Genomic DNA, 22244 nt, shown 5'->3' on the forward strand with positions numbered 1-22244 from the left:
CCTGTGCGGGTGCCACCTTCTGCTGAGGTCACGGTGCGGTCGCCGGCCAAGATCAATCTCGGTCTGTCGGTCGGCCCGCCGCGCCCCGACGGGTTCCACCCCGTCGCCACGGTCTACCAGGCCGTTGCCCTGTACGACGATGTCACCGCGGTCGTGCGGGACGACGACGCGTCGATCTCGGTCGAGGTGATCGGCGACTTCGCGGCCGACGTACCGACGGACGACACCAACCTTGCGGTGAAGGCGGCACGGCTGCTGCAGGCGGAGTACGACGTCGAGGAAGGCGTCGACCTGACCGTCCGGAAGACGATCCCGGTCGCGGGCGGGATGGCGGGTGGTTCGACTGACGCGGCAGCGACTCTGGTGGCGTGCAATCGGCTGTGGGGTCTGCAGCTGTCGCAGACCGAGTTGCAGCATCTCGCGGGGGAGCTGGGCAGCGACGTACCGTTCTGCCTGGTCGGGCACACGGCTCTCGGGCGGGGCCGGGGTGAGCAGGTCACTGAGGTGATGTCGCGCGGCACCTTCCACTGGGTGTTCGCGATCGCCGACGGAGGTCTGTCCACGCCGGCCGTGTACGGCGAGCTGGACCGACTGCGTCCGCTCCGCCGCGTCGAGGCCCCGCAGGTCCGGCCCGAACTCCTCTCCGCGCTCCTCACCGGCCAGCCCGGCGCCCTCGCGGTTGCCCTCAGCAACGATCTCCAGGCGGCCGCGCTGTCCCTGCGCCCCGAACTCGGCGACACCCTCCAGTTCGGCCTCGACCAAGGCGCCCTGGCCGCCCAGATCTCCGGCTCCGGCCCCACCTGCCTCTTCCTCGCCGCCGACAGCCGCAGCGCCGTCGACCTCGCCGTAGAACTCGCCGAATCCGGCCTCTGCCGAATGGTCCGCCAAGCCGAAGGCCCCGTCCCCGGCGCCCGAATCCTCCCCGCCACCGTCAACCGGTGAAAGCTGATGGACAGGCAGGCAGCACCTGACTCCGCGATGCGCCGATGCCTGCCCCCTCCGCCACGTCGGTCCCGCGACCGGGTCGGGGATCGCTCGCCGGACGGATCAACCGCACCGACGACTGGGATGCAGCCGACACCAGGGACGAGCTCGCCCAGGACTTCGGCCTTCTCCCGTAGCCCACACGCAGCGGACGCCCAGCACTCATTAAGGTCGTGGAGTGAGCTGGTGTCCGGCACCCCAAGCGTGGGTCTCCGGCAGCTGCGGGCGTTGGTGAGTGGTGGGCGTCCGGGATCAGCAGGTCTGCCCGGTCAGGATTGAGAGCAGTTGTCTGGCGCCGGGGGTGTTGGTGGGGAGGGCGGTCAGGGTTGAGCGGACGGCTAGGGGTGGGTCGAAGGCTTGGGGGCATAGGGCGGCGGTGCCTCGTCTGATCTCGGCCTCGGCCAGTACGGCGGGCAGCGTGGAGTGGGTCGCGCCGTTGAGGAGGGGGCGGACGTAGGACTCGAACTGGCGGTACGACGAGAGCGTGAAGTCGGTCGGGTGGCGGTCCGGGCGGTCCCAGGCGAGGTACAGCCGGACGATGTCGACGTCCTCGTCGTGCAGGAAGTCGTTCAGCCAGATCGCCGGGGCACGGCTGTCCGCGCCGAGGCTGGCGGACTCGTTGACCTGCGCGCCACCGATCGCCTCCGGCGGCACCCCGCAGGCGAGATACACCGCCGGCCAGAACAACGCGAAGGCGAACCCGTTGTCCATCCCGTTGAAATGCCACAGCGAGCCGACCTCGGACCACGCCTGTGCCGTCTCCTCCAGTCCGACGGCTCCCGGCCGGATCGACTGCGCAACGCCGTAGATTGTCGACAATCCGATCTCGGCGTCCACGTCCAGCCGTAGTCCCTCGTGCGGTCCGGTGCCGGCGAGTCCCCAGTCCGCCGGATACGCGATCGGTACGTCGGGCAGCCGTCGCTCGAGGTAGTACGTGACGAGCTGCCGCGCTCGATCCGGGAGCGCGGCCCGCAGCCAGATCTCGATCAGCTCCTGGCGATAGTCCTCCATCGAGAGCACCGGCACCTGCGCCTTCAACGGCCGCGGCCGACCACCGCACCGGTTGCACCTCGGATCGACCAGGTTCGCGGCCGAGGTATATCCGCCGCATCTCCCACAACCACCGCCCACGGCCTCCGAACCACAGCAGACGCAGGTGCCAACGACGTACGACTGATGCAACGTCCGACCGCAGTCCTCACAGGCGAGCAACGTCAACCTGCGCAGGGGGAACCGCCCGGCCTCGGTGAGGTCGGCGGCGAGGGTGGTGACGCCGTGCCGGTACGCCTCGCTCTGCGGGTCGAGGAAGACGTCGTACCGGATTCTGGCGGCATCCAGTGCGTCGACGAGCTCGTCCCGATACGCGGCGACCAACTTGTCGACGTCGACGCCCTCGCTGTCGGCGCGGGTCAGCACCGAGTTCTGATGGACGTCGACGCCGGCCGTCGTCACCACCCGCTCACCCCGTGCCCGCGCCGCCCGCGCCGCGATGTCCGCGGCCAGGTAGGGACCGGCCAGATGCCCCACATGCAACGGCCCGTTCGCCGTGGCGGGTGGAAGGATCACAGCGGTCACACCTGTCGACATGGGCACTCCTACCGTGGGCGGCGGTACGATGCCGACCCGGTAACTCTTCTCACCGAGTCGATCACAGGGCGCGACAATACTCTCTTGGCGGCCCGCCCACCAGCCCGAAAACCCTTCAAAACAAAGGGTTTCCGGCTGGCGGACCAAGCGATCGTTTGACTAGGCGGAACGGAAGAAGCAGCAGCTCCCGGTCGCCCCCATGGACATGTTGTGGATGCCGCCGTCGAGCTCCTGCGATCCGCGGACCCAGAACCCACCCAGGCCCTGCGTCACCAGGAAGGCTCCCCAGGTGAGCAGCCAGTCCTCCGCGCCGTCATCGGTCGGGAACGTCTCCGGCAGCGGCCGGACCCGGCGCTGCAGGACCCACGGGTTGTCCATCGCCTCGCCGAGCCGATCCGCCCAAGTCTCCGGATCAGTCCGCCAGCCGAGGAGCACTCCGTCGCCGCCATGCAGCGAGGTCGGCTTGAGGACCAGATCCTCGCGGGCGGCGACGGCGTACTCCAGCAAATCGACTTTGCGGCCGTCGACCGTCACCGGGCCGCCGCGGACCATCCGCGTCCAGGGCAGGATCCGATCCAGCGCCGCCAGCTCGTCGGCCGGGTAGAGATCCCGGTAGGCCTCGTCGGAGAGCAGTGCGAGTGAGCCCTTGCTGCCGTAGAGCTCGGCGTCGAGCGGCGTGAAGATCGCCACTTGGCCCCGCTCGGACGCTTGCAGAACCGGTTCGAGCATCTCGACCGCGCCGGGTTTGAGCAGGTCCTCGATCATGAACAGCCGGAACACGATGTCGATCGGCCGGTCGCCCAGCCACACGCGGTCGTCGGCGTAGCTCAGCGCGTCCACCGGGCAGGCGACCGCGTCGATCCCCATCGGCGCCAGCATCGCCGCGCTCTTGTGCAGCTGGCGTTCCAGCTCCGGATAGCTGTCCGGGAAGTCCGCGATGGCCATCGTCGGCCGTACGCCGGTCGGCACCTTGGCCTCGGCCAGGATCGTCCGGACGACCTCCTCCATCGTCTCGGTGTAGCTCAGCTCGTGCTGTCCGACGAAGTCCTGGATGAAGGGCAGCTCGAGCATCGCCCGGTTGAGGATCGGATTGTCGACACCACCGGCGGTGCTGCCCATGTTGATCTCGAGCAGCTGGAAGCCGTCTGCGTCCTTGTACAGGTCCGCCCGGGCGAACCGGCTGGGCGCCGTACCGCGGCCCCGGACGACCGCCGCGGCCTGCTGCTCGGTCAGGCCGACCGCCAGGGCGAACGCGGCCAGGTCGCCGCCGAACAGGCGCTCGGGAATGCGGGTCAGTGCAGAGTGCAGTAGCTCGAGGTCGTGCGTCAGTTGGTGGTACTCGGTCGCTTCCAGAAAGACCGGCCGGCTGAGGCAGCGGCCCATGTAGGCGGTGGCGTCGAGTTGCGGAGCCATGGCTGCGCGGATCGCGCTCGGCTTGGGACCCCGGGTGATGGCGGCGGCGAGATAATCGTCCGTCAATGACATGAGAACTCCTTGTCCTCCCCAACGGCCGCCCCAGATGTCTCGTTCCGCGAATGTACGAGACCCGGGCGGCCGTGGGCGGCAGGGTAATCGCCGCTGATCGGCTCCTGAAAGGGCTCAGGAAAAATCGGTCGCGGCAAACTCGCGGCGGCGTTAGCATCCAAGCGTTTGCCCTTGGAATCACTGACGAATGGGAGAACGGGATGCGCCGCGGTGTGATCGACCTCGATCGGACTGATCACTTCGACGCATTCGCGAGGACCCTTGAACTCATTGACGATGGGCATTGTGGCGCATGTCGACGCCGGTAAGACCAGCCTGACCGAGCGGCTGCTGCACGCCGCCGGTGTGATCGACCGGGTCGGCCGGGTCGACGACGGGAACACCCAGACCGACTCGATGGACCTCGAGCGGCGGCGGGGAATCACCATCCGCTCGGCGGTGGTCTCGTTCGAGCTGGGCGACCTGACCGTCAACCTGATCGACACCCCCGGACACTCGGACTTCATCGCCGAGGTCGAGCGCGCGCTGTCCGTGCTGGACGGCGCCGTCCTGGTGATCTCCGCCGTGGAGGGCGTCCAGGTCCAGACCCGCCTGCTGATGCGCACCCTCCAGCGCCTCCGCATCCCGACTCTGCTGTTCGTGAACAAGATCGACCGCCTCGGTGCCCGGTACGACGACCTGCTGGCTGATGTCGGACGCTTGCTGACCCCGGCCTGCGCGCCGATGGGTTCGGTGGCGGACCTCGGTACTCGGGCGGCACGTTTCGAGCCGTTCGACCTGCAGAACAAGGCCTTGTGCGAACTGCTTGCCGAACGCAACGACGACTTCCTGGCGCGCTACCTGGATGACTCGCTGGGGTCTTCCGAGGTTGAGGCCGAGCTGCGCCGGCAGGTCGATGGGGCGCAGGTGTATCCGGTGTACTTCGGGTCCGCGATGACCGGTGTCGGTGTGCCGGAGCTGATCACGGGCATCCGCACCTGGTTGCCACGCGCAACGGGGTCCGCTGCCGAAGCCTTGCAGGCAAGGGTTTTCAAGGTGGAGCGTGGTGCGGCCGGTCACAAGATCGCGTCCGCGCGGGTGTTCGCGGGATCACTCGCGGCACGTTCGTACGTCGACGTGCACCCTGCGTCAGGTCCGTCGTACCAGGCTCGTCCGAGTGGTGTCGAACTCTTCGAACGCGGATCCCGCCGTACCGTCGACCATGCCGAAGCCGGCCAGATCGTCGCGCTGCGGGGGTTGAAGGACGTCCGGATCGGAGACCATCTCGGCGTTCGGGTGGACGGCGTCGGACGGTTGTTCGCGCTGCCGACACTGGAGACGGTCGTCAGCGCGCGCGACCGGGTGAAGCTCTTCCAGGCGTTGACGCAACTCGCCGAGCAGGACCCGCTGATCCGGGTCCGCAAGGCCGACGACATCACAGTGTGTCTGTACGGCGAGGTGCAGAAAGAAGTCATCGCGTCGTTGCTGGAGAGCGAGTACGGGCTGGATGTCGCCTTCAGTGAGACGAGGCCGATCCATATCGAGCGGTTGAACGGCGTCGGTACGGCGTACCGGGAGATAGGTGCCCCCGACAACCTCTGGGCCGCGACGGTCGGCTTCCGTGTCGAGCCTGGCTTAGGTGTTGACTATCAAGTCGAGTCCGAAGTGGGCGCCCTTCCGCGAGCGTTCCACACCGCCATCGAGGAAACCGTCCACCTGACGTTGCAGCAGGGCCTCTACGGCTGGGAGATCCCGGACATTCAGGTCGCCGTCACCCACACGGGCTACAGCGCCCCGGTCACCGTCGCCGCCGACTTCCGCCGCCTCGTTCCGCTGGTCCTACTGCAGGCCATCGCCGCGGCTGGCACCACAGTCCACGAACCCGTTAACCACTTCGACCTGGACGTCCCACCCGACTCGCTCTCCAGGGTCCTGGCCCTGCTGGCCGAATCCCGAGCCTCGGTGGAACACACCGCCCTCCACCAAGACGTCGCGCACCTGGAGGGCACCATCCCCGCAGCCACCACCCACCCCTTCGAAACCCACCTCCCCAGCCAAACCCACGGCGAAGGCATCCTCACCACCACAACCACCACCTACACCCCAGCCCCGTCCCCCACCCCCACCCGCCCCCGCACCGACGGCAACCCCCTAGACCAAAAGCAATACCTCCTCCACCTCAACCAATCCTGATATGAGTGTGTGGTGATGAAACAAAGCATCTCGATCGAGAGTTTTGTGCGGGTCGGGGGCGGTGAGTTTGTGCCGATCCGTGAGGTACGGCGGTTTGCCGGGGACTGCTCGCATGTTCCGGGTGGGATCGTGCTGATCGTGGACGGTGTCGAGGTGTTGTCGCTCGATCTCTGGGACGACGTCAACTGGCTTTGGCCGTACGTCGTACAGGCTCTCGACGACTGCCGTCGTACTGGCACGGGGGAACGCTACTTTCCTGACCAGCCGATCCTGTTCCGCGCGAAGACCGTGGGCCGCCGGGGTGAGGTGCTGCTCTCGGTCACCGGCGAATCCATCACCCGAAAGGTTGTCGTCCCCGCCGACGAACTGTTTCCAGCGGTCGCCCTGGCCGGCCTGGAATTCTTTGCCGAGCTCGACCGACTCTGCGGGGCCGCCGCACCGGTCGAGCGCGCCGTTCTCGAAGCATGGAAGGATTTGTGAGGGTCGAGTGAAGTACGTGAGGATCGAGGCGATCGATGGTGGGTTCTTCCTCGATCCGTCCGCTTACATTGCTCAGCTCCCGGACCTCTCGGCGAGGTTGCCGGTTGGCGCTGCGGCGTTCGTGGGTGATCCGGAGCATTACGCCTTCTCCAGCCCTCGATGCGTCAAGGATCTCAAGGTCGGGTCGATGACTCTGACCGACCGCGACGGGTTGTCTCTGACGATGGTTCTGGAACCGAACCCGTTCAAGCATGAGGCCGGCCTGGTTGTCGAATACCTGAACGTGTCATCGGTCGGGCTCGAAGGCGCCGACCTCCGAGATCTGCAGCTGGATGAGATCCTTCCGCACGAGGACGGGTGCAGTCACGAGATCTCGTTCGTCGGCGGAAACCTGACTGTGGTCTGCGGGGACCTGTCCGCGAGATGGTTGGACCATGTTTGAGCGCATCTACGGGACGAGGCCGGACCTGCTGCCGCGGGCAATGGTTCGGGTGGTTCGAGCGGCCGAGACGGATGAGCGGCGGGTGCGTTGGAGTGGTCGAGCCGGCGTGGAGTTGCTGGAGCTGGACGAGCACCGCAGCCACGAACGTGACAGCCTCGGGCGTTTCCCGCGTTCTGGATCTATTCGCCTCGCGCGCAGATCCTGCTCGTGCAAACGTTCGCGGGTGTGGTGACCGTGGCACGGATCCCGGCACGTGCCTCGGAGGGATGAGCTGCGCCGACGGGTTCATGTCAGCTGCCCGGGCGGGTTAGGACGAAAGGGCTGATGAGAGTGCCTAGGGCGGCCATGAGTTTGGGGCCGGGTTTCATGGTGGTGGTTGGGACTTTGTAGCGGAGGAAGGTGTAGTTGAGGCGGTAGGCCAGGACGCCGTCGGTGGCCGTTTGGTCGCCGATCACCACGCCGGGGGTGGGGAGGTGGCGGAATGGCTTTGTGGAGAAGGGTTTCAGGGCTCGGGCGTGGTAGGTGACGCCTGGTCTGTCGGGCGACGTCGAGGGTTGCCGGAAGGAGTTGGTGGCGAAGGCGATGATCTCCAGCGACGGCAGGGACTCGACGTCCTGGAGGAATTGCGCGATGCCCTGGTCCAGGTCCTCGGTGCCGGTGTCCCAGTAGGCGATCAGGGGTTCGACGTCGACGATCGCCGTACGTGGGCCGATTGCTTCGAGGCAGGTGCGGATGTCGTCGAAGGTTCGGCACTCGTGGTGTGCGGCTCGCATCGGTGAACCCCTGTCAGTAGCGGCTGAGGGTGTCGTGGATCTTGGTCAGGGCGCTCTCGTCGGGTCCGAAGTGGGCGAGGACGGCGAGGTGTTCGCGGAGGTGGAGGAGGGGCATGCGGTCTCGCCAGCCCGGAGCCAGTGGGTGGAGTTCCTCGTAGGCGCTGAAGAAGTCGTCGGGGATGTTGCCGCAGCCGATGAGCATGGAGAGCTCGGCCTCGGGCCAGCCGTAGTAGACCGCCGGGTCGATCAGAGCCGGTCCCGGCAGGAGATTGCCGTGCCAGAGATCGCCGTGGACCAGCGCCGGGCCTTGCGAAGGGATCAGGTCGGGGAGGCGGGCGGCGACGCGCTCCAGCCGGCGGCGGTCCTCGGCGGGGACGGCGTCGTAGCAGCGCGGGACTTCCAGGAAGCGGAGGAGGCGGTGTTCGCCGAAGAATGTGTGACCGTCGTCCGTCCAGGGGTTTCGTTGCTGCACCAGGCCCAGGTAGTTGTCCTGGTGATAGCCGAACTTGTCCGACATTTGTTGGTGCTGAACGGCGAGCCGGCGCCCGGCGTCGCGCCAGAACTCCGCGGACTGGTCGGCAAGCTTGTCCGAGCCGAGGTCGGTGAGGACGAGGAAGCTCTCTGTCACCCGCAGCACCGAAGGTACGACGAACCCGCCCGGCACCTGCAGAGCGTTGAGGCCGTCCGCCTCCAACGCATACAGCCCGGGCGGCGGGTCGTCGTGGGTCTTCACGATCACCGACCGGCCCAGTGTCGTACGCACGCGGAAGGTCTTGTTGGCGACACCGCCTTCCAGCGGCGAAGCGGATTCGACGTCACCCAACTCGAGTCCGTCGAGCCATGGAGTAGTCAGCACATGGACGATCCTGGCACGCGGACGGTCGTCGGATACCCTGGTCCGCGATATGGCTGGTTCTCCTGCACCTAATCTGGTCAATCTGGAAGCCGTTTCCAAAGGCTTCGGGACCCGTACCCTGCTTGACTCGGTGAGCCTCGGCATCGGCCGGGGTGAACGCGTCGGCGTGGTCGGGCGCAATGGCGACGGCAAGTCGACGTTGCTGCGGCTCCTCGCGCGCCGCGAGGAGCCGGACAACGGCCGGATCACCCACAACCGCGACGTCCGGATCGGGTTCCTGGGGCAGACCGACGATCTCGACCCCGAGCACACCGTTCTGCACGCGGTGCTCGGCGATGTCGAGACCTACACCTGGGCGGCCGATCCACGCGCGCGTTCGGTGATGGAGCACCTGCTCGGCGGCGTGGACCACCAAGCCCTGGTCCGCACCCTGAGTGGTGGTGAACGCCGCCGGGCCTCACTAGCCAGGCTCCTGCTCACCGAGGTGGACCTGCTCATCCTCGACGAGCCGACGAACCACCTGGACATCGAGGCGGTCAACTGGCTGGCCGACCATGTGGTCGACCGGGCCAGCGCACTGCTCGTCGTCACCCACGACCGGTGGTTCCTCGACGCGGTGTGCACCGACACGTGGGAGGTGCAGGGCGGCAGCGTCACGTCGTACGACGGTGGGTACGCCGCCTACGTACTGGCCAAGGCGGAACGCGCCCGGAGCGCCCAGGTCAGCGAGGCCAAGCGGCAGAACCTGTTGAAGAAAGAGCTCGCCTGGCTGCGCCGCGGTGCGCCGGCCCGCACCAGCAAGCCGAAGTTCCGCATCGACGCCGCGAACGCCCTGATCGAGAACGAACCGCCGCCTCGCGACAAGCTCGCGCTGTCCCAGTTGGCGACCGCCCGGCTCGGCAAGGACGTGTTCGACGCCGAGGACGTGAGCCTCAGCTTCGGTGACCGGGTGATGCTCGACCACGTCACGTTCCGGCTCGGCCCGGCCGATCGGATCGGCCTGCTCGGTCCGAACGGTGCCGGCAAGACGACGTTCCTCCGAGTCCTCACCGGTCAGCTCCCGCCGGACCGCGGCCTGGTCAAGCAGGGCAAGACCGTCCGCGTGGCCAACCTGTCGCAGACCCTCGAGGAGATCGACGGTACGGCGACAGTGCTGCAGCACATCACCGACATCCGTCGTACAGCGGCACTCGCCGGCCGAGGCGGTGAGCTGACGTCGTCGCAGCTGCTGGAACGGTTCGGCTTCACCGGCGACAAGCTGACGACGCGGATCTCCGACCTGTCCGGTGGTGAACGCCGGCGGCTGCAGTTGCTGCGCATCCTGCTCGACGAGCCGAACGTGCTGATCCTCGACGAGCCGACCAACGACCTGGACGTCGAGACGCTGACTGTGCTCGAGGACTTCCTCGACAGCTGGCCGGGCGTCGTCGTCACCGTCACCCACGACCGGTACTTCCTCGAGCGCGTCAGCGACATGGTCTACGCGATCATGGGCGACGGCCGGGTCCGCCACCTGCCGCGCGGCGTCGACCAGTACATCGACGAGCTCAGCGGTGAGGCACCCCGCCGTCCAACGGTCAGCACTCCCGACGAAGGTACGGTGGAAGAGCCCGAAGTGCCGGTGGTTGACGCGGCAGCGGCCCGGGCGGCGAAGAAGGAGCTGAACCGGATCGAGCGCCAGCTCGCCAAGCTCACCGAGACCGAGGCCAAGTTGCACGACCAGCTGGCCGCCAACGCGAGCAACTACGAGCGGCTGGCAGAGCTCGACACCGAGCTGCGCAAGCTGGCCGAGGAACGGTCCGAACTGGAAACCGCCTGGTTCGACGCGGCCGAACGCGCCGAATGACGGCGAAATCCGCGCTGAATTGATCCCGCGGTTGTGAACAGCCGCACGATCAAAACCCGTCGGTAATATTGCATCGGCGCCTGTGGAAAACGTGTGGAAACAGAACTGAGTCGCGGCGCCCCCTCCGATCCCCTGTGATTCGGAGGGCGCGCCGCGACTACCGGGTGAGCGGGCCCCGTGCCGGCCGGCGTTGTTCGGGCCCCGAGCCCCGGACACCGCGCGGCCACTTTCGGCGGACCACCTCTTGCCGCCGAAGTCACCGTATTCTTGACGTTTCGTGGTCGGCCAAGCACCGACAGTGAGGACCCTAGTGTGCCCGCTCACTCAGTGTCGATAGTCGACCGCTACAGCAGTCTCACGATCTCGTTGCAACTAGCAACGATCGGAACCGGGTCGAAGTGACGGGTCGTCTTTTCGGATAATTCCGGCACAATTCCCGGGGTTTGTCCGGGGCCTGGAAAATGTCAGTGTTTTTCGAGGTCGAAGGGCCGGACCAGTTCGCGCAACACGCGCGCGATCTTCGCCTGGTCGCGATCGCTGATCGAGCCGAGCAGGGTGCGCTCGTGCGCCAGCAGGTCGGCCATCGCGGCGTCGACCGCGTCGCGCCCCGCGTCGGTGAGCTGGACCAGCACGCCGCGGCGGTCGGCCGGGTCCGGGAGGCGCTCGACCAGGCCGCGAGCGGCGAGGCGGTCGACCCGGTTCGTCATCGTGCCGGAGGTGACCAGGGTTTCCTTCAGCAGCTTGCCGGGGGAGAGCTGGTACGGCGCTCCGGCCCGGCGAAGGGCCGCGAGTACGTCGAACTCCCACGACTCCAGGCCGTGGGCCTCGAACGCCTGGCTGCGGGCGCGGTCCAGGTGCCGCGCCAGCCGGCTGACCCGGGACAGCACCTCCATCGGCGCCACGTCGAGGTCGGGGCGTTCTCTGCGCCAGGCCTCGAGCAGCCGGTCGACCTCGTCTTCCATGCCGTCGAGATTACGTCATCAAGACTCTTGACATCAAGACAACTCGCGTGCCTAGAGTATCTCGACATCAAGATAAATCCTCGGAGGAGGCGCAGCATGCGAAGGTCACCGGTCTGGAGCCCGAAGCAGTACGGCACCTACGCCGAGGAGCGTGGCCGCCCGTTCGCGGATCTGGTCCGCCAGGTGCGGGCGGACGACGTACGCACTGTGGTCGACCTCGGCTGCGGTCCGGGCAACCTGACCGTGACGCTGCGGGAGCTCTGGCCGGAGGCCACGATCCGCGGCATCGACAGCTCACCGCAGATGATCGAGGCAGCTCAGCAGTACGCCGACGACCGGTTGACCTTCGAGATCGGCGACCTGCTGGAGTGGACCGCCGAGCCGGGGTCGCTGGACGTGATCGTTACGAACGCAGTTCTGCAATGGATCCCGGAGCAGCTCGAACTGCTGCCCGGATTCGTTCGGGCACTGCGGCCGGGCGGGTGGCTGGCGATCCAGATCCCCGGCAACGGCAACGCGCCGTCGCACTCGATCCTGCGTGATCTGGCTGCGACCGAGCCCTATGCGCAGTACGCGAAGAACGCATCGCTGCGTGCCGAGGTGCCCGGCCCGGATACGTACGTCGATGCGCTCAGTGCGGAAGGTTGTGTCGTCGATGCGTGGGAGACGACGTACTTCCACCTCCTGCAGGGTGACAACGCCGTACTGGAGTGGGTGAAGGGCACGGGCGCGCGGCCGGTGTTGCAGTCCTTGCCGGACGATCTGCGGCAGCGGTTCGAGGACGAGTACGGCGCTCGGTTGGCTGAGGTCTACGAGCAGAAGGACTACGGGACGCTGCTGCCGTTCCGCCGGATCTTCGCCGTCGCGCAGAAGAAGGAGGCCTGAGGGTGCGGCTCGACCACGTGCAGGTGTCGTGTCCGCCTGGTGGTGAGGACATCGCGCGCGCGTTCTACCGCGATGCGCTCGGGATGACCGAGGTGGAGAAACCGCCTCTGCTGCAGGCTCGCGGCGGGTGCTGGTTCCGCGAGGGTACGGCGGAGGTCCACGTCGGGGTCGAGCAGGACTTCCAGCCCGCGCGGAAGGCGCATCCGGCGCTGGCCGTCGACGACCTGGACGCGCTGGCCGAGAAGCTCGAGAAACTGGGCTATCCGGTGACCTGGGACAACGAGACGATCCCGGGCCGCCGGCGATTCCACACCGCCGACGGCCACGGGAACAGGGTCGAGCTCGTCTGACCTACTCGGTCGCCAAGGCTCCGGCGGGTGCCACCTTGGCGGCCCGTCGAGCCGGGAGCACCGAGGCCAGCAGACCGGCCACGGCGGCGACCGCGGCGATCATCAGCAGCAGGCTCACCGGTACGGCGTACTCCACGCCGCCGTCGACCGTCTGGCCGCCCATCAACGCGCTGGTGCCGGTCCAGCCGTAGACCAGCCCGAGCGCGATCCCGAGGCCGGCGGCAACAAGTGCCATCAGCAACGATTCGACCGCGAGCATGCTGCGCAACTGACGTCGGGTCAGGCCCATTGCCCGCAGCAACGCGTTCTCCCGGGTCCGTTCGAGCACCGACAGACTGAGTGTGTTGCCGACCCCGACGAGGGCGATCAGGACCGATACGCCGAGCAGTCCGACACCGACGATCAGCAGGACATCGAAGATCTTGGTGTAGCTGCTCCGCTCGGCCAGACCACCGTCGACCGAGAGTTCCTTGACCGTCGGGATGGACTGCTCCACCGCGTCGATCACGGCCGAGCCGTCCGCCTTCGGATCCGACGCGAGCCAGAATCCGGTGGTCGGAGTGGTCGCGGACAGCTTGCGTAGGTCCGCCGAGGTGACCGTGATCGGATCCAGGCCCATCGCCCGGTGAGCCGTCAGCGTCAGCTTCTTCGCCCCGGCCACGACCGTCACCGGGTTGCCGTCCTCGAGACCGAGCATGTTCATCGTCGGCGAGTCCAGCAACGCGCTGCCCGGCTCGAGCTGCGCGGCCAGCGACGGGTTGTGGATGACGGACCCGGCCAAGGACGGGTCGATCCCGGTCACGGGTAGCGTCTGGCCACCCGTCTTCACGTTCACCTGGCTGACCGGAACAACCTGGGTGATGCCCTTGATGTCGCGCAGCTGCTGCTCGGCACCGGCAGGCATCTTCTCGTTGTAGGCGCCGACCTTGATGTCGACCGGGTACTGCCCGTCCATCGACACGTCGAACGTCTTCCGCACCGATGCGATCCCGACACACGTGAGGCTGATCAGCGTCACACCGATCAACAGTGCCGAAGTGGTGGCCGCCGTACGCTTCGGATTCCGAACCGCGTTCGCGACGGCGATCCGGGCCGGTACGCCGCCACCTCGCGCCGGCAACGCACCGAGCAGCCTGATCAACGCGGGCACCAGCAGCGAACCGACCGCCAATACGCCGAGGAACGAGAGAACCCCGCCGGCGACTCCGATGAGCACCTGATGCGACGACGCACCAGCGGCCAGGAGCAACCCGCCACCGGCCAGCAGCAGGAACCCGAGGATCAGTCGCACCACACCGGCCTTCGACGCAGCCGCCGGAGCAGCCTCGGGCCGCAGCGCGGCCAGCGGAGCCACCTTGGTCGCCCGACGAGCCGGTACGACGGCCGCCGCAATGGTGGCCACGGTGCCCAGGACCAACGGCAGGAACAGCGACAACAGATCCAGGTGCAGCGACACCCGCGGGAGGCCCCAGTCGAACTCGCGGGCCAATGCGAGCACCAGCGCGGACAACGCGACACCGAAGACCACCCCGATCGCCGAGGCGATCACCCCGACCACGGACGCTTCCGCGAGGACGGACGAGAACACCTGTTTGCGGGACGCCCCGACACAGCGCAGCAACGCCATCTCGCGGGTGCGCTGGGCGATCACGATGGTGAAGGTGTTGCCGATCACCAGGCACGCGACGAACAGCGCGATGACGGCGAACATGCCGAACACACCACCGAGTACGTCGATGCCGTTCGTGTAGTCCTCCACCTCGTGCTGGATCCACTCCTCGCCGGTGAAGACCTTCAGACCACCGGGGACGACGCCCTGGGCCGCGGCGGCGAGCGCTTGCTGATCGACGCCGGGCTTGGCAGCGATCGCGACTGCACGGATGAAGGCACCCGGTTCGAAGATCTTCAGCGCGGCCGGGGTCGCGACGGCCGACGCCGGTCCGACGCTCTTCGCGTCGTCGAGCAGGCCGACCACGGTGACGTTCCACGACTTGCCGGTGTACGCGTTCAGCCGCAGGGTCTGGCCAACGGAGACCTTGTGCTCGGCCGCGAGCTTGGCCGGCAGCGCGATCTCGTTCGTTGCGGTTGGCAACCGGCCGGACGACGTACCGGGGCCGGCGATCCGGGTGGTGTCGTAGAGCGCGTCGATGCCGAGCCCGGCCGGCCGGACCAGGTCGGGGAACGCGATCGTCAGGTAGGCGGTGGTGAGGGTGGCGACCGAGTCGGCCTGCGGGAGTTTCTGGAGCTTGGCGAGGGCGGCCGGGGTGATCTCCTCCCTCTCCGGGTAGACCACGGTGTCGACGCCGCGGTACTGCGCGCCGATCGTCTCGTCGATGCCGTTCGACGCGGAGGCGTGCGCGGTCAGTGCCAGGGTGCCGAAACCGACCCCGAGCACGATCGCCAGACAAGCGGCGATCAGGCGGCCCAGGTGGGCGCGCAGTGAGGACAGGACGGAGCGTCGCACCTCAGGCTCCCAGCTGCCGCAGGGCGTCGAGCACGGTCTCCGGGGTCGGCTCGAGCAGCTCACCGGCAAGCTTGCCGTCGGCAAGCATCACGACGCGGTCGGCGTACGACGCGGCGAGCGGGTCGTGGGTGACCATGACGACGGTCTGGCCGAACTCGCGGACCGAGCGGCGCAGGAAGCCGAGCACCTCCGCACCGGATCGGGAGTCCAGGTTGCCGGTCGGCTCGTCCGCGAACACGACCTCAGGCCGTCCGACGAGCGCCCGAGCCACCGCGACCCGCTGCTGCTGACCGCCGGACAGCTCCGACGGCCGGTGCGTGAGCCGGTCCTCCAGTCCGAGTACGTCGATCAGCGTCGAGAGCCACTGCTGATCAGGCTTGCGGTTGCCGAGCTCGAGCGGGAGCAGGATGTTGTCCTTCGCCGTCAGCATCGGCAGCAGGTTGAAGGACTGGAACACGAAACCGACCCGGTCCCGGCGGATCCTGGTCAGCCCGGCGTCGGGGAGCTGGGTGAGCTCGGTCTCGCCGAGCAGCACCTGACCGCTGGTCGGGGTGTCCAGGCCGGCGAGGCAATGCATCAGCGTCGACTTGCCCGAACCGGACGGGCCCATGATCGCGGTGAACCGGCCGACTCCGAAGTCGACCGACACGCCGTCGAGCGCGGCGACCGCGGTGTCGCCCTGTCCGTACACCTTGCGCAGTTCGTGCGCCCGGATCGCGGTCCGCGGCACGCCGTCCTGCGGCAGCCGCCCCACCGCAAGCTCACCGGTCTGCAAACTCATGTCACTCCTCAACTCAACGGAACGTCGTTGGTCAAGAAATTAGTGATGTCGCCCCGGGATCTCGTCGGACCGCAGACTGCAGTCGGTGTAGTACCTGGGTATTACTTGGTGGGTTTCACCAGGCCGGTCTCGTACCCCAGAACGACGAGCGCGACCCGGTCGCGGAGGCCGGTCTTGGCCAGGATCCGGCCGATGTGGGTCTTGACCGTTGCCTCGGACAACGTGAAGAGCCTGGCGATCTCGGTGTTCGACAGGCCGCGGGCGACCTCGACCAGGACCTCGCGTTCCCGGGCGGTCAGCTCGGCCAGGTCCGGGCGTTCCACCTCGCCGTCGGGCAGTGCTCCGGCGAAGTGCTCCAGCAGGCGCCTCGTCGTACTCGGGGAGACGACGGCATCACCGGAGTACACCTGCCGGATTGCTGACAGCAGGTCGGCCGGCGGCGTGTTCTTGAGCAGGAAGCCGGCCGCACCCGCCTTGATCGCGGCGAACGCGTACTCGTCCAGGTCGAAGGTGGTGAGCACGATCACCCTCGGTGCCTGGGGCAACGACTGCAGCCGGCGGGTTGCCTCCACGCCGTCCAGTCGCGGCATCCGGACGTCCATCAGTACGACGTCGCACGCGGTCACCTGGATCTTCTCGATCGCCTCGCCGCCGTCGCCGGCCTGACCGACCACCCGCATGTCCGGCTGCGAGTCCACCAGCATCGTGAAGCCGGCCCTGACCAGCTCCTGGTCGTCCACCAGGAAAACCCTGATCACGTCCGTCTCAGTCACTGTTGTCCTCCAGTCGGCAGGTGGTACGGGAGCTTGGCGATCACCTCGTAACCGCCGCCCGCCTTCGGTCCGGCGTTCACCGTACCGCCGGAGATCGAGGCGCGCTGCCGCATCCCCACCAGGCCGTGACCCGGATCCGGACTCGGCGCGACCCCGGCACCCCGGCCGTCGTCGGTGACCACCACGGTCAGCATCTCGCGCCCGAAGTCCAGCCGGACGGAGGTCCGCGCTCCCGGCCCGGCGTGTTTCAGCGTGTTGGTCAGCCCTTCCTGCACGATCCGGTACGCCGTCAGGCCGAGCAGCGCGGGCAGATCGCGCGGTGTGCCGGTCACCTGGTAGTCGACGGTGAGCCCGGCATCGCGGACGTTGTCGATCAGCTCGGGCAGGCTGGATACCCCGGGCTGGGGGCGAGGCTGGTTCGGGTCGAGGTCGAGTTGTTCGTCCTGCTTGAGCAGGCCGAGCATCTTGCGCATCTCAGTCAGACTCGCACGGCCTGTGTCGCCGATGGTGGCCAGCGCCTTCTTCGCCTGCTCGGGTGACTGGTCCGCGGCGTACAGACCGCCGTCGGCCTGGACGATCATGATCGACAGGCCGTGCGCGACCACGTCGTGGATCTCCCGGGCGATCCGGGTCCGCTCGTTGGACACGGCCAGCTTGGCCTCGCGGTCGCGGTCCCGCTCGAGCTGAGCGGCCCGCTCCTCGAGTTGAGCGACGTACAGGCGGCTGGTCCGGCGCCGTTCGCCGAACGCCCAGACGCCGAAGACCAATGCGCCGAGGGCAACCATCATGGTGACCTGCTGGCGCCAGTCCGAGTTCGACCAGTAGCGCGAGACCGCCATCAGGACGCCGAGGCCGCCGATCACCAGGGCGATGCGGCTGTAGCGGACCGCGCCGTACACGGAGATCGTGTAGAGGGCGACCAGCAGGCCGGCATTGGCCGGCATCAGGGCGGCGCCGCCGAGCCATTGGAGCGTGGCGACCGCGGAGACACCGAAGAGGACCAGTTCCGGATGGGTGCGGCGCCAGATCAGCGGCACCAGCATGCCGAAGCCCAGGACACCCACGAACCCGGCCTGCGCGATCGACAGGAGACCGAAGACCATGCAGAAACCGCCGGCGAGCAGCAGGTCGAACGCCTTGCTGCGGGCAGGCACGGGCCGCGCGGTCAGGATCCCCGTCATGCGGGCCAGGGTACGGCGAAGCGCGGCACGGGAGGTCATGCCACGGGCTGATGTCGCGGTACTACCGGAGTCTGGTGATCGCTTCGGCGGGTCGCCGTACCGGGGCTATTTGTGGGGGCGCGTGGACAGGACCGGCTTGGCCTCGAGGCCGGAGAGGCCGTTCCAGGCCAGGTTGACCAGGTGGGCGGCGACGTCCGGCTTCTTCGGCTTGCGGGCGTCCAGCCACCACTGACCGGTGAGCGCGACCATGCCGACCAGCATCTGCGCGTACATCGGCGCGTTCTTCGGGTCCAGGCCGCGGCGCTTGAACTCCTCGGCCAGGATGTGCTCGACCCGGGTGGCGACATCGCTGAGGATCGAGATGAACGAGCCGCTCGACGACCCGACCGGCGAGTCGCGCACCAGGATGCGGAAACCGTCGGAGTTGTTCTCGATGTAGTCCAGCAGTGCGAGCGCCGCCTGCTCGACCAGCTCGTGCGCACGCCCGGCCGTGAGCGACTGGGTGACGCCGTCGAGCAGAGCCCGGACCTCGCGGTCCACGACGACGGCGTACAGGCCTTCCTTGCCGCCGAAGTGCTCGTACACGACCGGCTTGGAGACCTCGGCGCGAGCCGCGATCTCCTCGACCGAGGTCGCCTCGTACCCCTTCTGGGCGAACAGGCCACGGGCGATGGTGATGAGTTGTTCGCGACGTTCGGCACTCGTCATCCGGATCCGGCCGGTCCGCCGCGGTTTGGGTTCCGTCACGTCGAGATCACGTCAGCATCATGCCGTACTCGGGTGTTGCCGGTGGGCGATTTACAGCTGATGATGCCTCAGGCCGCCGCTTTCAGCGGTGTCTTGGCTCCTGTGTCGGCCCGGCGGGCCTCCAGGCGCTCGCGGATCGGCCAGCGCACGTCGCTGACCCAGCCCATCTTCTCGAAGAACCAGATGCAGCGCGCCGACGTGTCGAGCTGGCCCTTGAGTACGCCGTGCCGCGCGCAGGTCGGGTCGGAGTGGTGCAGGTTGTGCCACGACTCGCCCTGGCTCAGGATCGCCAGCCACCACACGTTGCCGGACTTGTCCCGGCTCTTGAACGGCCGGTCGCCGATCGTGTGGCAGATCGAGTTGATCGACCAGGTGACGTGGTGGAGGAGCGCGATCCGGACCAGGCTGGCCCAGAAGAACGCGGTCAGCGCGCCCTCGATCGACCACGACCAGAGACCGCCGATGACGGCCGGCGCGAGCAGCGAGAACGTCACCAGCAGCGGGAACATCCGGGACACCTTGACGATGTCCTTGTCCTTCAGCAGGTCCGGCGCATACTGCCGCTGCGGGGTCTGCTCGGTGTCGAACAGCCAGCCGATGTGCGCGTGCAGGAAACCCTTGGTCAGCGCGCCGAGGCTGGTGCCGTACTTCCACGGGCTGTGCGGGTCGCCGTCGCGGTCGGAGAACTTGTGGTGCTTGCGGTGATCGGCCACCCAGCGGACCACCGGGCCCTCGATCGCCAGCGAGCCGGCGATGGCGAGCGCGTACTTCATCGGCCGGTTCGGCTTGAACGACTTGTGCGTGAACAGCCGGTGGAAACCGATCGAGATGCCGTGGCCGGCGATCGTGTAGAACACCACCGCGATGACGATGTCACGCCAGCCGAGGAACCCGCCCCAGGCGATCGGTACGGCGGCCAGCACGGCCAGGAATGGGATACCGATGAACAACGCCAGCGCCACCTGCTCCCACGGGCGCTTCTGCTCACCCCCGAGCGTTCCGGTGTCGACCTCGAGATCGTCGGCCTGGGCGCGGGTGGGCGCCTCCGGTGCGGCAACGGCGGGTGGAGTCATGGCGTGTTTCCCTCAGCTGGAAGACTGCTTACCTACGCTACCGTAACCTACGGAGGCGTAGGTAAGGAACCCCTCAGCGTGTTGTGCGCCCCACTCATGGCAAACTGTCCCGGCAACCACGATCCCCCGTGGGGTACTCGGCAGCCCGCGAGACTTTGAATCTCGAAGACCTGGATCGAAACCAGGCGGGGGAGCAAATGAGGACCCGCAGGCTCACCTGCGGGTCCTTCCCACGCACCGCTACGCTCGCCACCGGCCGCGTGCTATCGCCCGCGGTGTGCCCGCCATCATGGTTGCCATGCGACGGCGCGGACGGGTGAGGGTTCGAGACGTTGTGTGGTTCGACGGAACGCAGTCGCCACCCGCGAGGCGCCGAAGCCGCGAGGCTCCCGATCCGGCGTACGACGACAAGCTGTCCGCCTATCTGTACGTCATCTCCGTCGTGGCGACACCGGTCGCCCTCATCGCGGCGCTCCTTGACCCGTTCGACCTGCCCGAGGCCGTGTACGGCATCGCAATTGCGCTGGCGTCCCTCTTCCCCTGGGTCATGGTGTCGGAAGTCTGCGAGGAGCGCGGTCGACGGGCCTACAGCTGGTACGGGTTGAAGGCTCAGATCTGGCTTCAGCTAGGTGGCGCGCTAGCCCAGGCCATCCGCCACATCCGCCGCCCATCCGACCAAGCGAGCTGACCCGCGGGCTCCCGTTCATCCCACGCATTGCCAACTTTTTGCACGGTTCAGCCAACGAACGGCGCTCAAACTGGAAATCTGGTGCACGAACTACCCCGCCGCGAGCACTCCAACGGTCCGCCCCCAAAGGTGCGAGGCTCTTCGGGTGATTGATGAGTTCGCCAAGGGATGTCTGCACGATGTGTTGCGGTGGGGGCGGGCGGGTTTGGTGGGAAGGTGGAGGGGCTGTCCGAGTACGACGTACGACGGCCGCTCACCAGGACCGGGACCAATCTGCTCGGGCTGGTGAAGCACCTGACCTTGTCGGAGGCTCGGTATTTCGGGCTGATCTTCGATCGTCCGTATCCGGAACCGATCCCGAGCTTCGACGACCCGGGGTTCCAGAACCGGGACTCCCTGTGGGTCGGCGAAGGTGAGTCACGTGCGGACATCATCGACGCGTACAACAGGGCGTGCCGGCACGCGGACGCCACGGCGACACGACGATGCACACGACGGTCGGCCCTGTGACTCCGCGGGCTAGACGCAGGACCTCCGCCAACCACCACAACACGTGCCCCGCCAGATGCTCACCCCAGCCGAACGCGGCGGCCTCAGCTTCGATGAGCGCTCATTCGAGTAGCCGTGGCTCACTCGATGATGCAGAAGAGGGTGCCGTTGGGGTCGGCTAGTACTACGAAGTCGGCGTTGGGTGGGTAGGTCCATTCGACTCGGGTGGCGCCCAGGGCGAGGAGGCGTTCTACCTCGGTTTCGAGGGTGGAGGTGGTGCGGTCGACCCAGAGGTCGAGGTGGGTGCGGTCGGTTTCGTCGAGGTGGATGCGGGTGCCCGGGCCGTCCTTGGGGCCGAGGAACGCCGGGTTCTCCGGGCGGGCGTCGTACCCGAGGGCCTTGCTCCAGAACGATGCCGAGCGGTGGATGTCCGAGACGTTCAGTACGACGGCTCCGAGGGTGAGGGCCATGGGTTCTCCTTGGGTTATTCGCCGGTCCGGCCGTCTATTCGTTCGCGGATGAGGTCTGCGTGGCCGTTGTGGCGGGCGTATTCGCCGACGAGCTTGTTGAGGTTCCAGCGGACGCTCATGCCGCTGGCTGGTCCGATCGCGTCGAGCGTGGGGTGCTGACCGATTCGGTCGTCCGCCGCCTGCCGTTCACGCGCCCAGGCTGCCATCGAGTCGGCCATCATCGACGCGACTACGTCGAAGTCCCACTCCGGACCGTCGCTGGTGTATTGGCCCCAGACGAAGTGCAGTTCCGTCTCGGGTCCGAGCGCCCACGCCGCGTACACCCGCTCCATCTCCGCCATGTGCCGCACGATCCCGAGCAGCGACAACGCCGACGGTGCCACTGCCCGCATCACCAACTGGCCGGCATCCAACCCATCGCACTTGGCCGCCAGCGCGTCCCGATGAAACCGCAGCCACCCGAGCAGGATCTCCCGCTCATCCCCGTCCCCGGGCTGCGCCGCACGTTCCATTCCAATCGCTCCTCATTCCGCGGTGGATTGTTGCGCCGGTACGGCGTACTCCGGCTGGACGGTTTTGCGCATGACGGTGTGGTTTTTGCCTTTGGGGCGGGTGTGGGTGAGCCGGCTTGTTCGAAGAGGGTGCGGGTGCCCGCCCCTCGTTCACCAGCCGCTCCTTGATCGCGCGGTTCCCCTCGCTGGTCTGCCCGCGCTCGGCGCACGGCGGATGGAACCACGTACACCAGCACCCGTTCCA

The 22244-nt window shown here is 67.6% G+C and carries 22 protein-coding genes; 9 read left to right on the forward strand and 13 right to left on the reverse strand.

What is annotated here, in order from left to right:
• Nucleotides 1-3 precede the first annotated feature (3 nt).
• Entirely contained in the window at nucleotides 4-942 is a 939-nt protein-coding gene (locus tag V9K99_RS19750) for a 4-(cytidine 5'-diphospho)-2-C-methyl-D-erythritol kinase (protein ID WP_337001164.1), read from the forward strand.
• Nucleotides 943-1236: 294 nt separating this feature from the next.
• Here the strand turns inward: V9K99_RS19750 and V9K99_RS19755 are convergent, their stop codons facing one another.
• Both V9K99_RS19755 and V9K99_RS19760 read right to left on the reverse strand, forming a co-directional pair.
• Complete coding sequence (locus V9K99_RS19755; protein ID WP_337001166.1) at nucleotides 1237-2571, reverse strand: class I tRNA ligase family protein; 1335 nt, start codon at nucleotides 2569-2571, stop codon at nucleotides 1237-1239.
• Between the two features lie 159 nt (nucleotides 2572-2730).
• On the reverse strand, nucleotides 2731-4056 hold the full coding sequence (locus V9K99_RS19760; RefSeq protein WP_337001168.1) for a hypothetical protein: 1326 nt from the start codon (nucleotides 4054-4056) through the stop codon (nucleotides 2731-2733).
• A gap of 276 nt (nucleotides 4057-4332) precedes the next feature.
• On the opposite strand from V9K99_RS19760, the gene V9K99_RS19765 reads away from it, so the two are divergent.
• From V9K99_RS19765 to V9K99_RS19775, 3 genes are all read left to right on the forward strand, one after another.
• Nucleotides 4333-6228, forward strand: a complete 1896-nt coding sequence (locus V9K99_RS19765; RefSeq protein ID WP_337001170.1) for a translation factor GTPase family protein — start codon at nucleotides 4333-4335, stop codon at nucleotides 6226-6228.
• A 129-nt stretch (nucleotides 6229-6357) separates the two neighbouring features.
• Nucleotides 6358-6708, forward strand: a complete 351-nt coding sequence (locus V9K99_RS19770) for a hypothetical protein (protein WP_337001172.1) — start codon at nucleotides 6358-6360, stop codon at nucleotides 6706-6708.
• 7 nt (nucleotides 6709-6715) lie between these two features.
• Nucleotides 6716-7150, forward strand: a complete 435-nt coding sequence (locus tag V9K99_RS19775) for a hypothetical protein (protein WP_337001173.1) — start codon at nucleotides 6716-6718, stop codon at nucleotides 7148-7150.
• A 290-nt stretch (nucleotides 7151-7440) separates the two neighbouring features.
• Here the strand turns inward: V9K99_RS19775 and V9K99_RS19780 are convergent, their stop codons facing one another.
• A complete protein-coding gene (locus V9K99_RS19780) occupies nucleotides 7441-7923 on the reverse strand; it encodes a hypothetical protein (RefSeq protein WP_337001175.1) in 483 nt (160 codons plus the stop codon).
• A gap of 13 nt (nucleotides 7924-7936) precedes the next feature.
• Nucleotides 7937-8779: a fructosamine kinase family protein gene (locus V9K99_RS19785; RefSeq protein WP_337001177.1), complete on the reverse strand. Its 843-nt coding sequence runs from the start codon at nucleotides 8777-8779 to the stop codon at nucleotides 7937-7939.
• A gap of 49 nt (nucleotides 8780-8828) precedes the next feature.
• On the opposite strand from V9K99_RS19785, the gene V9K99_RS19790 reads away from it, so the two are divergent.
• Complete coding sequence (locus V9K99_RS19790; RefSeq protein ID WP_337001179.1) at nucleotides 8829-10625, forward strand: ABC-F family ATP-binding cassette domain-containing protein; 1797 nt, start codon at nucleotides 8829-8831, stop codon at nucleotides 10623-10625.
• Between the two features lie 464 nt (nucleotides 10626-11089).
• Here V9K99_RS19790 and V9K99_RS19795 read toward each other — a convergent pair whose 3' ends face one another.
• The gene (locus V9K99_RS19795; protein ID WP_337001181.1) at nucleotides 11090-11587 is read right to left on the reverse strand and encodes a MarR family winged helix-turn-helix transcriptional regulator; all 498 of its coding nucleotides are present in this window, start codon (nucleotides 11585-11587) and stop codon (nucleotides 11090-11092) included.
• A 96-nt stretch (nucleotides 11588-11683) separates the two neighbouring features.
• Here V9K99_RS19795 and V9K99_RS19800 point away from each other — a divergent pair, with 96 nt between their 5' ends.
• Together V9K99_RS19800 and V9K99_RS19805 are read left to right on the forward strand one after the other, a co-directional pair.
• Nucleotides 11684-12472, forward strand: a complete 789-nt coding sequence (locus tag V9K99_RS19800; protein ID WP_337001183.1) for a methyltransferase domain-containing protein — start codon at nucleotides 11684-11686, stop codon at nucleotides 12470-12472.
• A gap of 2 nt (nucleotides 12473-12474) precedes the next feature.
• A complete protein-coding gene (locus V9K99_RS19805) occupies nucleotides 12475-12822 on the forward strand; it encodes a VOC family protein (protein ID WP_337001185.1) in 348 nt (115 codons plus the stop codon).
• Nucleotide 12823: 1 nt separating this feature from the next.
• Here the strand turns inward: V9K99_RS19805 and V9K99_RS19810 are convergent, their stop codons facing one another.
• The 6 genes from V9K99_RS19810 to V9K99_RS19835 form a co-directional block, all read right to left on the reverse strand.
• Complete coding sequence (locus V9K99_RS19810; RefSeq protein ID WP_337001187.1) at nucleotides 12824-15286, reverse strand: ABC transporter permease; 2463 nt, start codon at nucleotides 15284-15286, stop codon at nucleotides 12824-12826.
• A 1-nt stretch (nucleotide 15287) separates the two neighbouring features.
• The gene (locus V9K99_RS19815; RefSeq protein ID WP_337001189.1) at nucleotides 15288-16067 is read right to left on the reverse strand and encodes an ABC transporter ATP-binding protein; all 780 of its coding nucleotides are present in this window, start codon (nucleotides 16065-16067) and stop codon (nucleotides 15288-15290) included.
• 101 nt (nucleotides 16068-16168) lie between these two features.
• Nucleotides 16169-16840 carry a response regulator transcription factor gene (locus V9K99_RS19820; RefSeq protein WP_337001191.1) on the reverse strand — a complete coding sequence of 224 codons (672 nt, stop codon included), beginning with the start codon at nucleotides 16838-16840 and terminating at the stop codon, nucleotides 16169-16171.
• Complete coding sequence (locus tag V9K99_RS19825) at nucleotides 16837-18021, reverse strand: sensor histidine kinase (RefSeq protein WP_337001193.1); 1185 nt, start codon at nucleotides 18019-18021, stop codon at nucleotides 16837-16839. The genes V9K99_RS19820 and V9K99_RS19825 overlap by 4 nt, the downstream gene beginning before the upstream one ends.
• Nucleotides 18022-18126: 105 nt before the next feature.
• Nucleotides 18127-18768: a TetR/AcrR family transcriptional regulator gene (locus tag V9K99_RS19830; RefSeq protein WP_337001195.1), complete on the reverse strand. Its 642-nt coding sequence runs from the start codon at nucleotides 18766-18768 to the stop codon at nucleotides 18127-18129.
• A 68-nt stretch (nucleotides 18769-18836) separates the two neighbouring features.
• A complete protein-coding gene (locus V9K99_RS19835; RefSeq protein ID WP_337001197.1) occupies nucleotides 18837-19841 on the reverse strand; it encodes an acyl-CoA desaturase in 1005 nt (334 codons plus the stop codon).
• Nucleotides 19842-20139: 298 nt separating this feature from the next.
• On the opposite strand from V9K99_RS19835, the gene V9K99_RS19840 reads away from it, so the two are divergent.
• A complete protein-coding gene (locus tag V9K99_RS19840; protein ID WP_337001199.1) occupies nucleotides 20140-20529 on the forward strand; it encodes a hypothetical protein in 390 nt (129 codons plus the stop codon).
• 216 nt (nucleotides 20530-20745) lie between these two features.
• A complete protein-coding gene (locus tag V9K99_RS19845) occupies nucleotides 20746-21039 on the forward strand; it encodes a mycothiol transferase (protein WP_337001201.1) in 294 nt (97 codons plus the stop codon).
• A gap of 119 nt (nucleotides 21040-21158) precedes the next feature.
• On the opposite strand, the gene V9K99_RS19850 is transcribed toward V9K99_RS19845, so the two are convergent.
• Nucleotides 21159-21488, reverse strand: a complete 330-nt coding sequence (locus V9K99_RS19850) for a VOC family protein (RefSeq protein ID WP_337001203.1) — start codon at nucleotides 21486-21488, stop codon at nucleotides 21159-21161.
• Nucleotides 21489-21502: 14 nt separating this feature from the next.
• Complete coding sequence (locus V9K99_RS19855) at nucleotides 21503-22000, reverse strand: mycothiol transferase (RefSeq protein WP_337001205.1); 498 nt, start codon at nucleotides 21998-22000, stop codon at nucleotides 21503-21505.
• Between the last annotated feature and the right edge of the window lie 244 nt (nucleotides 22001-22244).

This window comes from Kribbella sp. CCNWLW201 (assembly GCF_037203805.1).
Taxonomy (GTDB): Bacteria; Actinomycetota; Actinomycetes; order Propionibacteriales; family Kribbellaceae; genus Kribbella.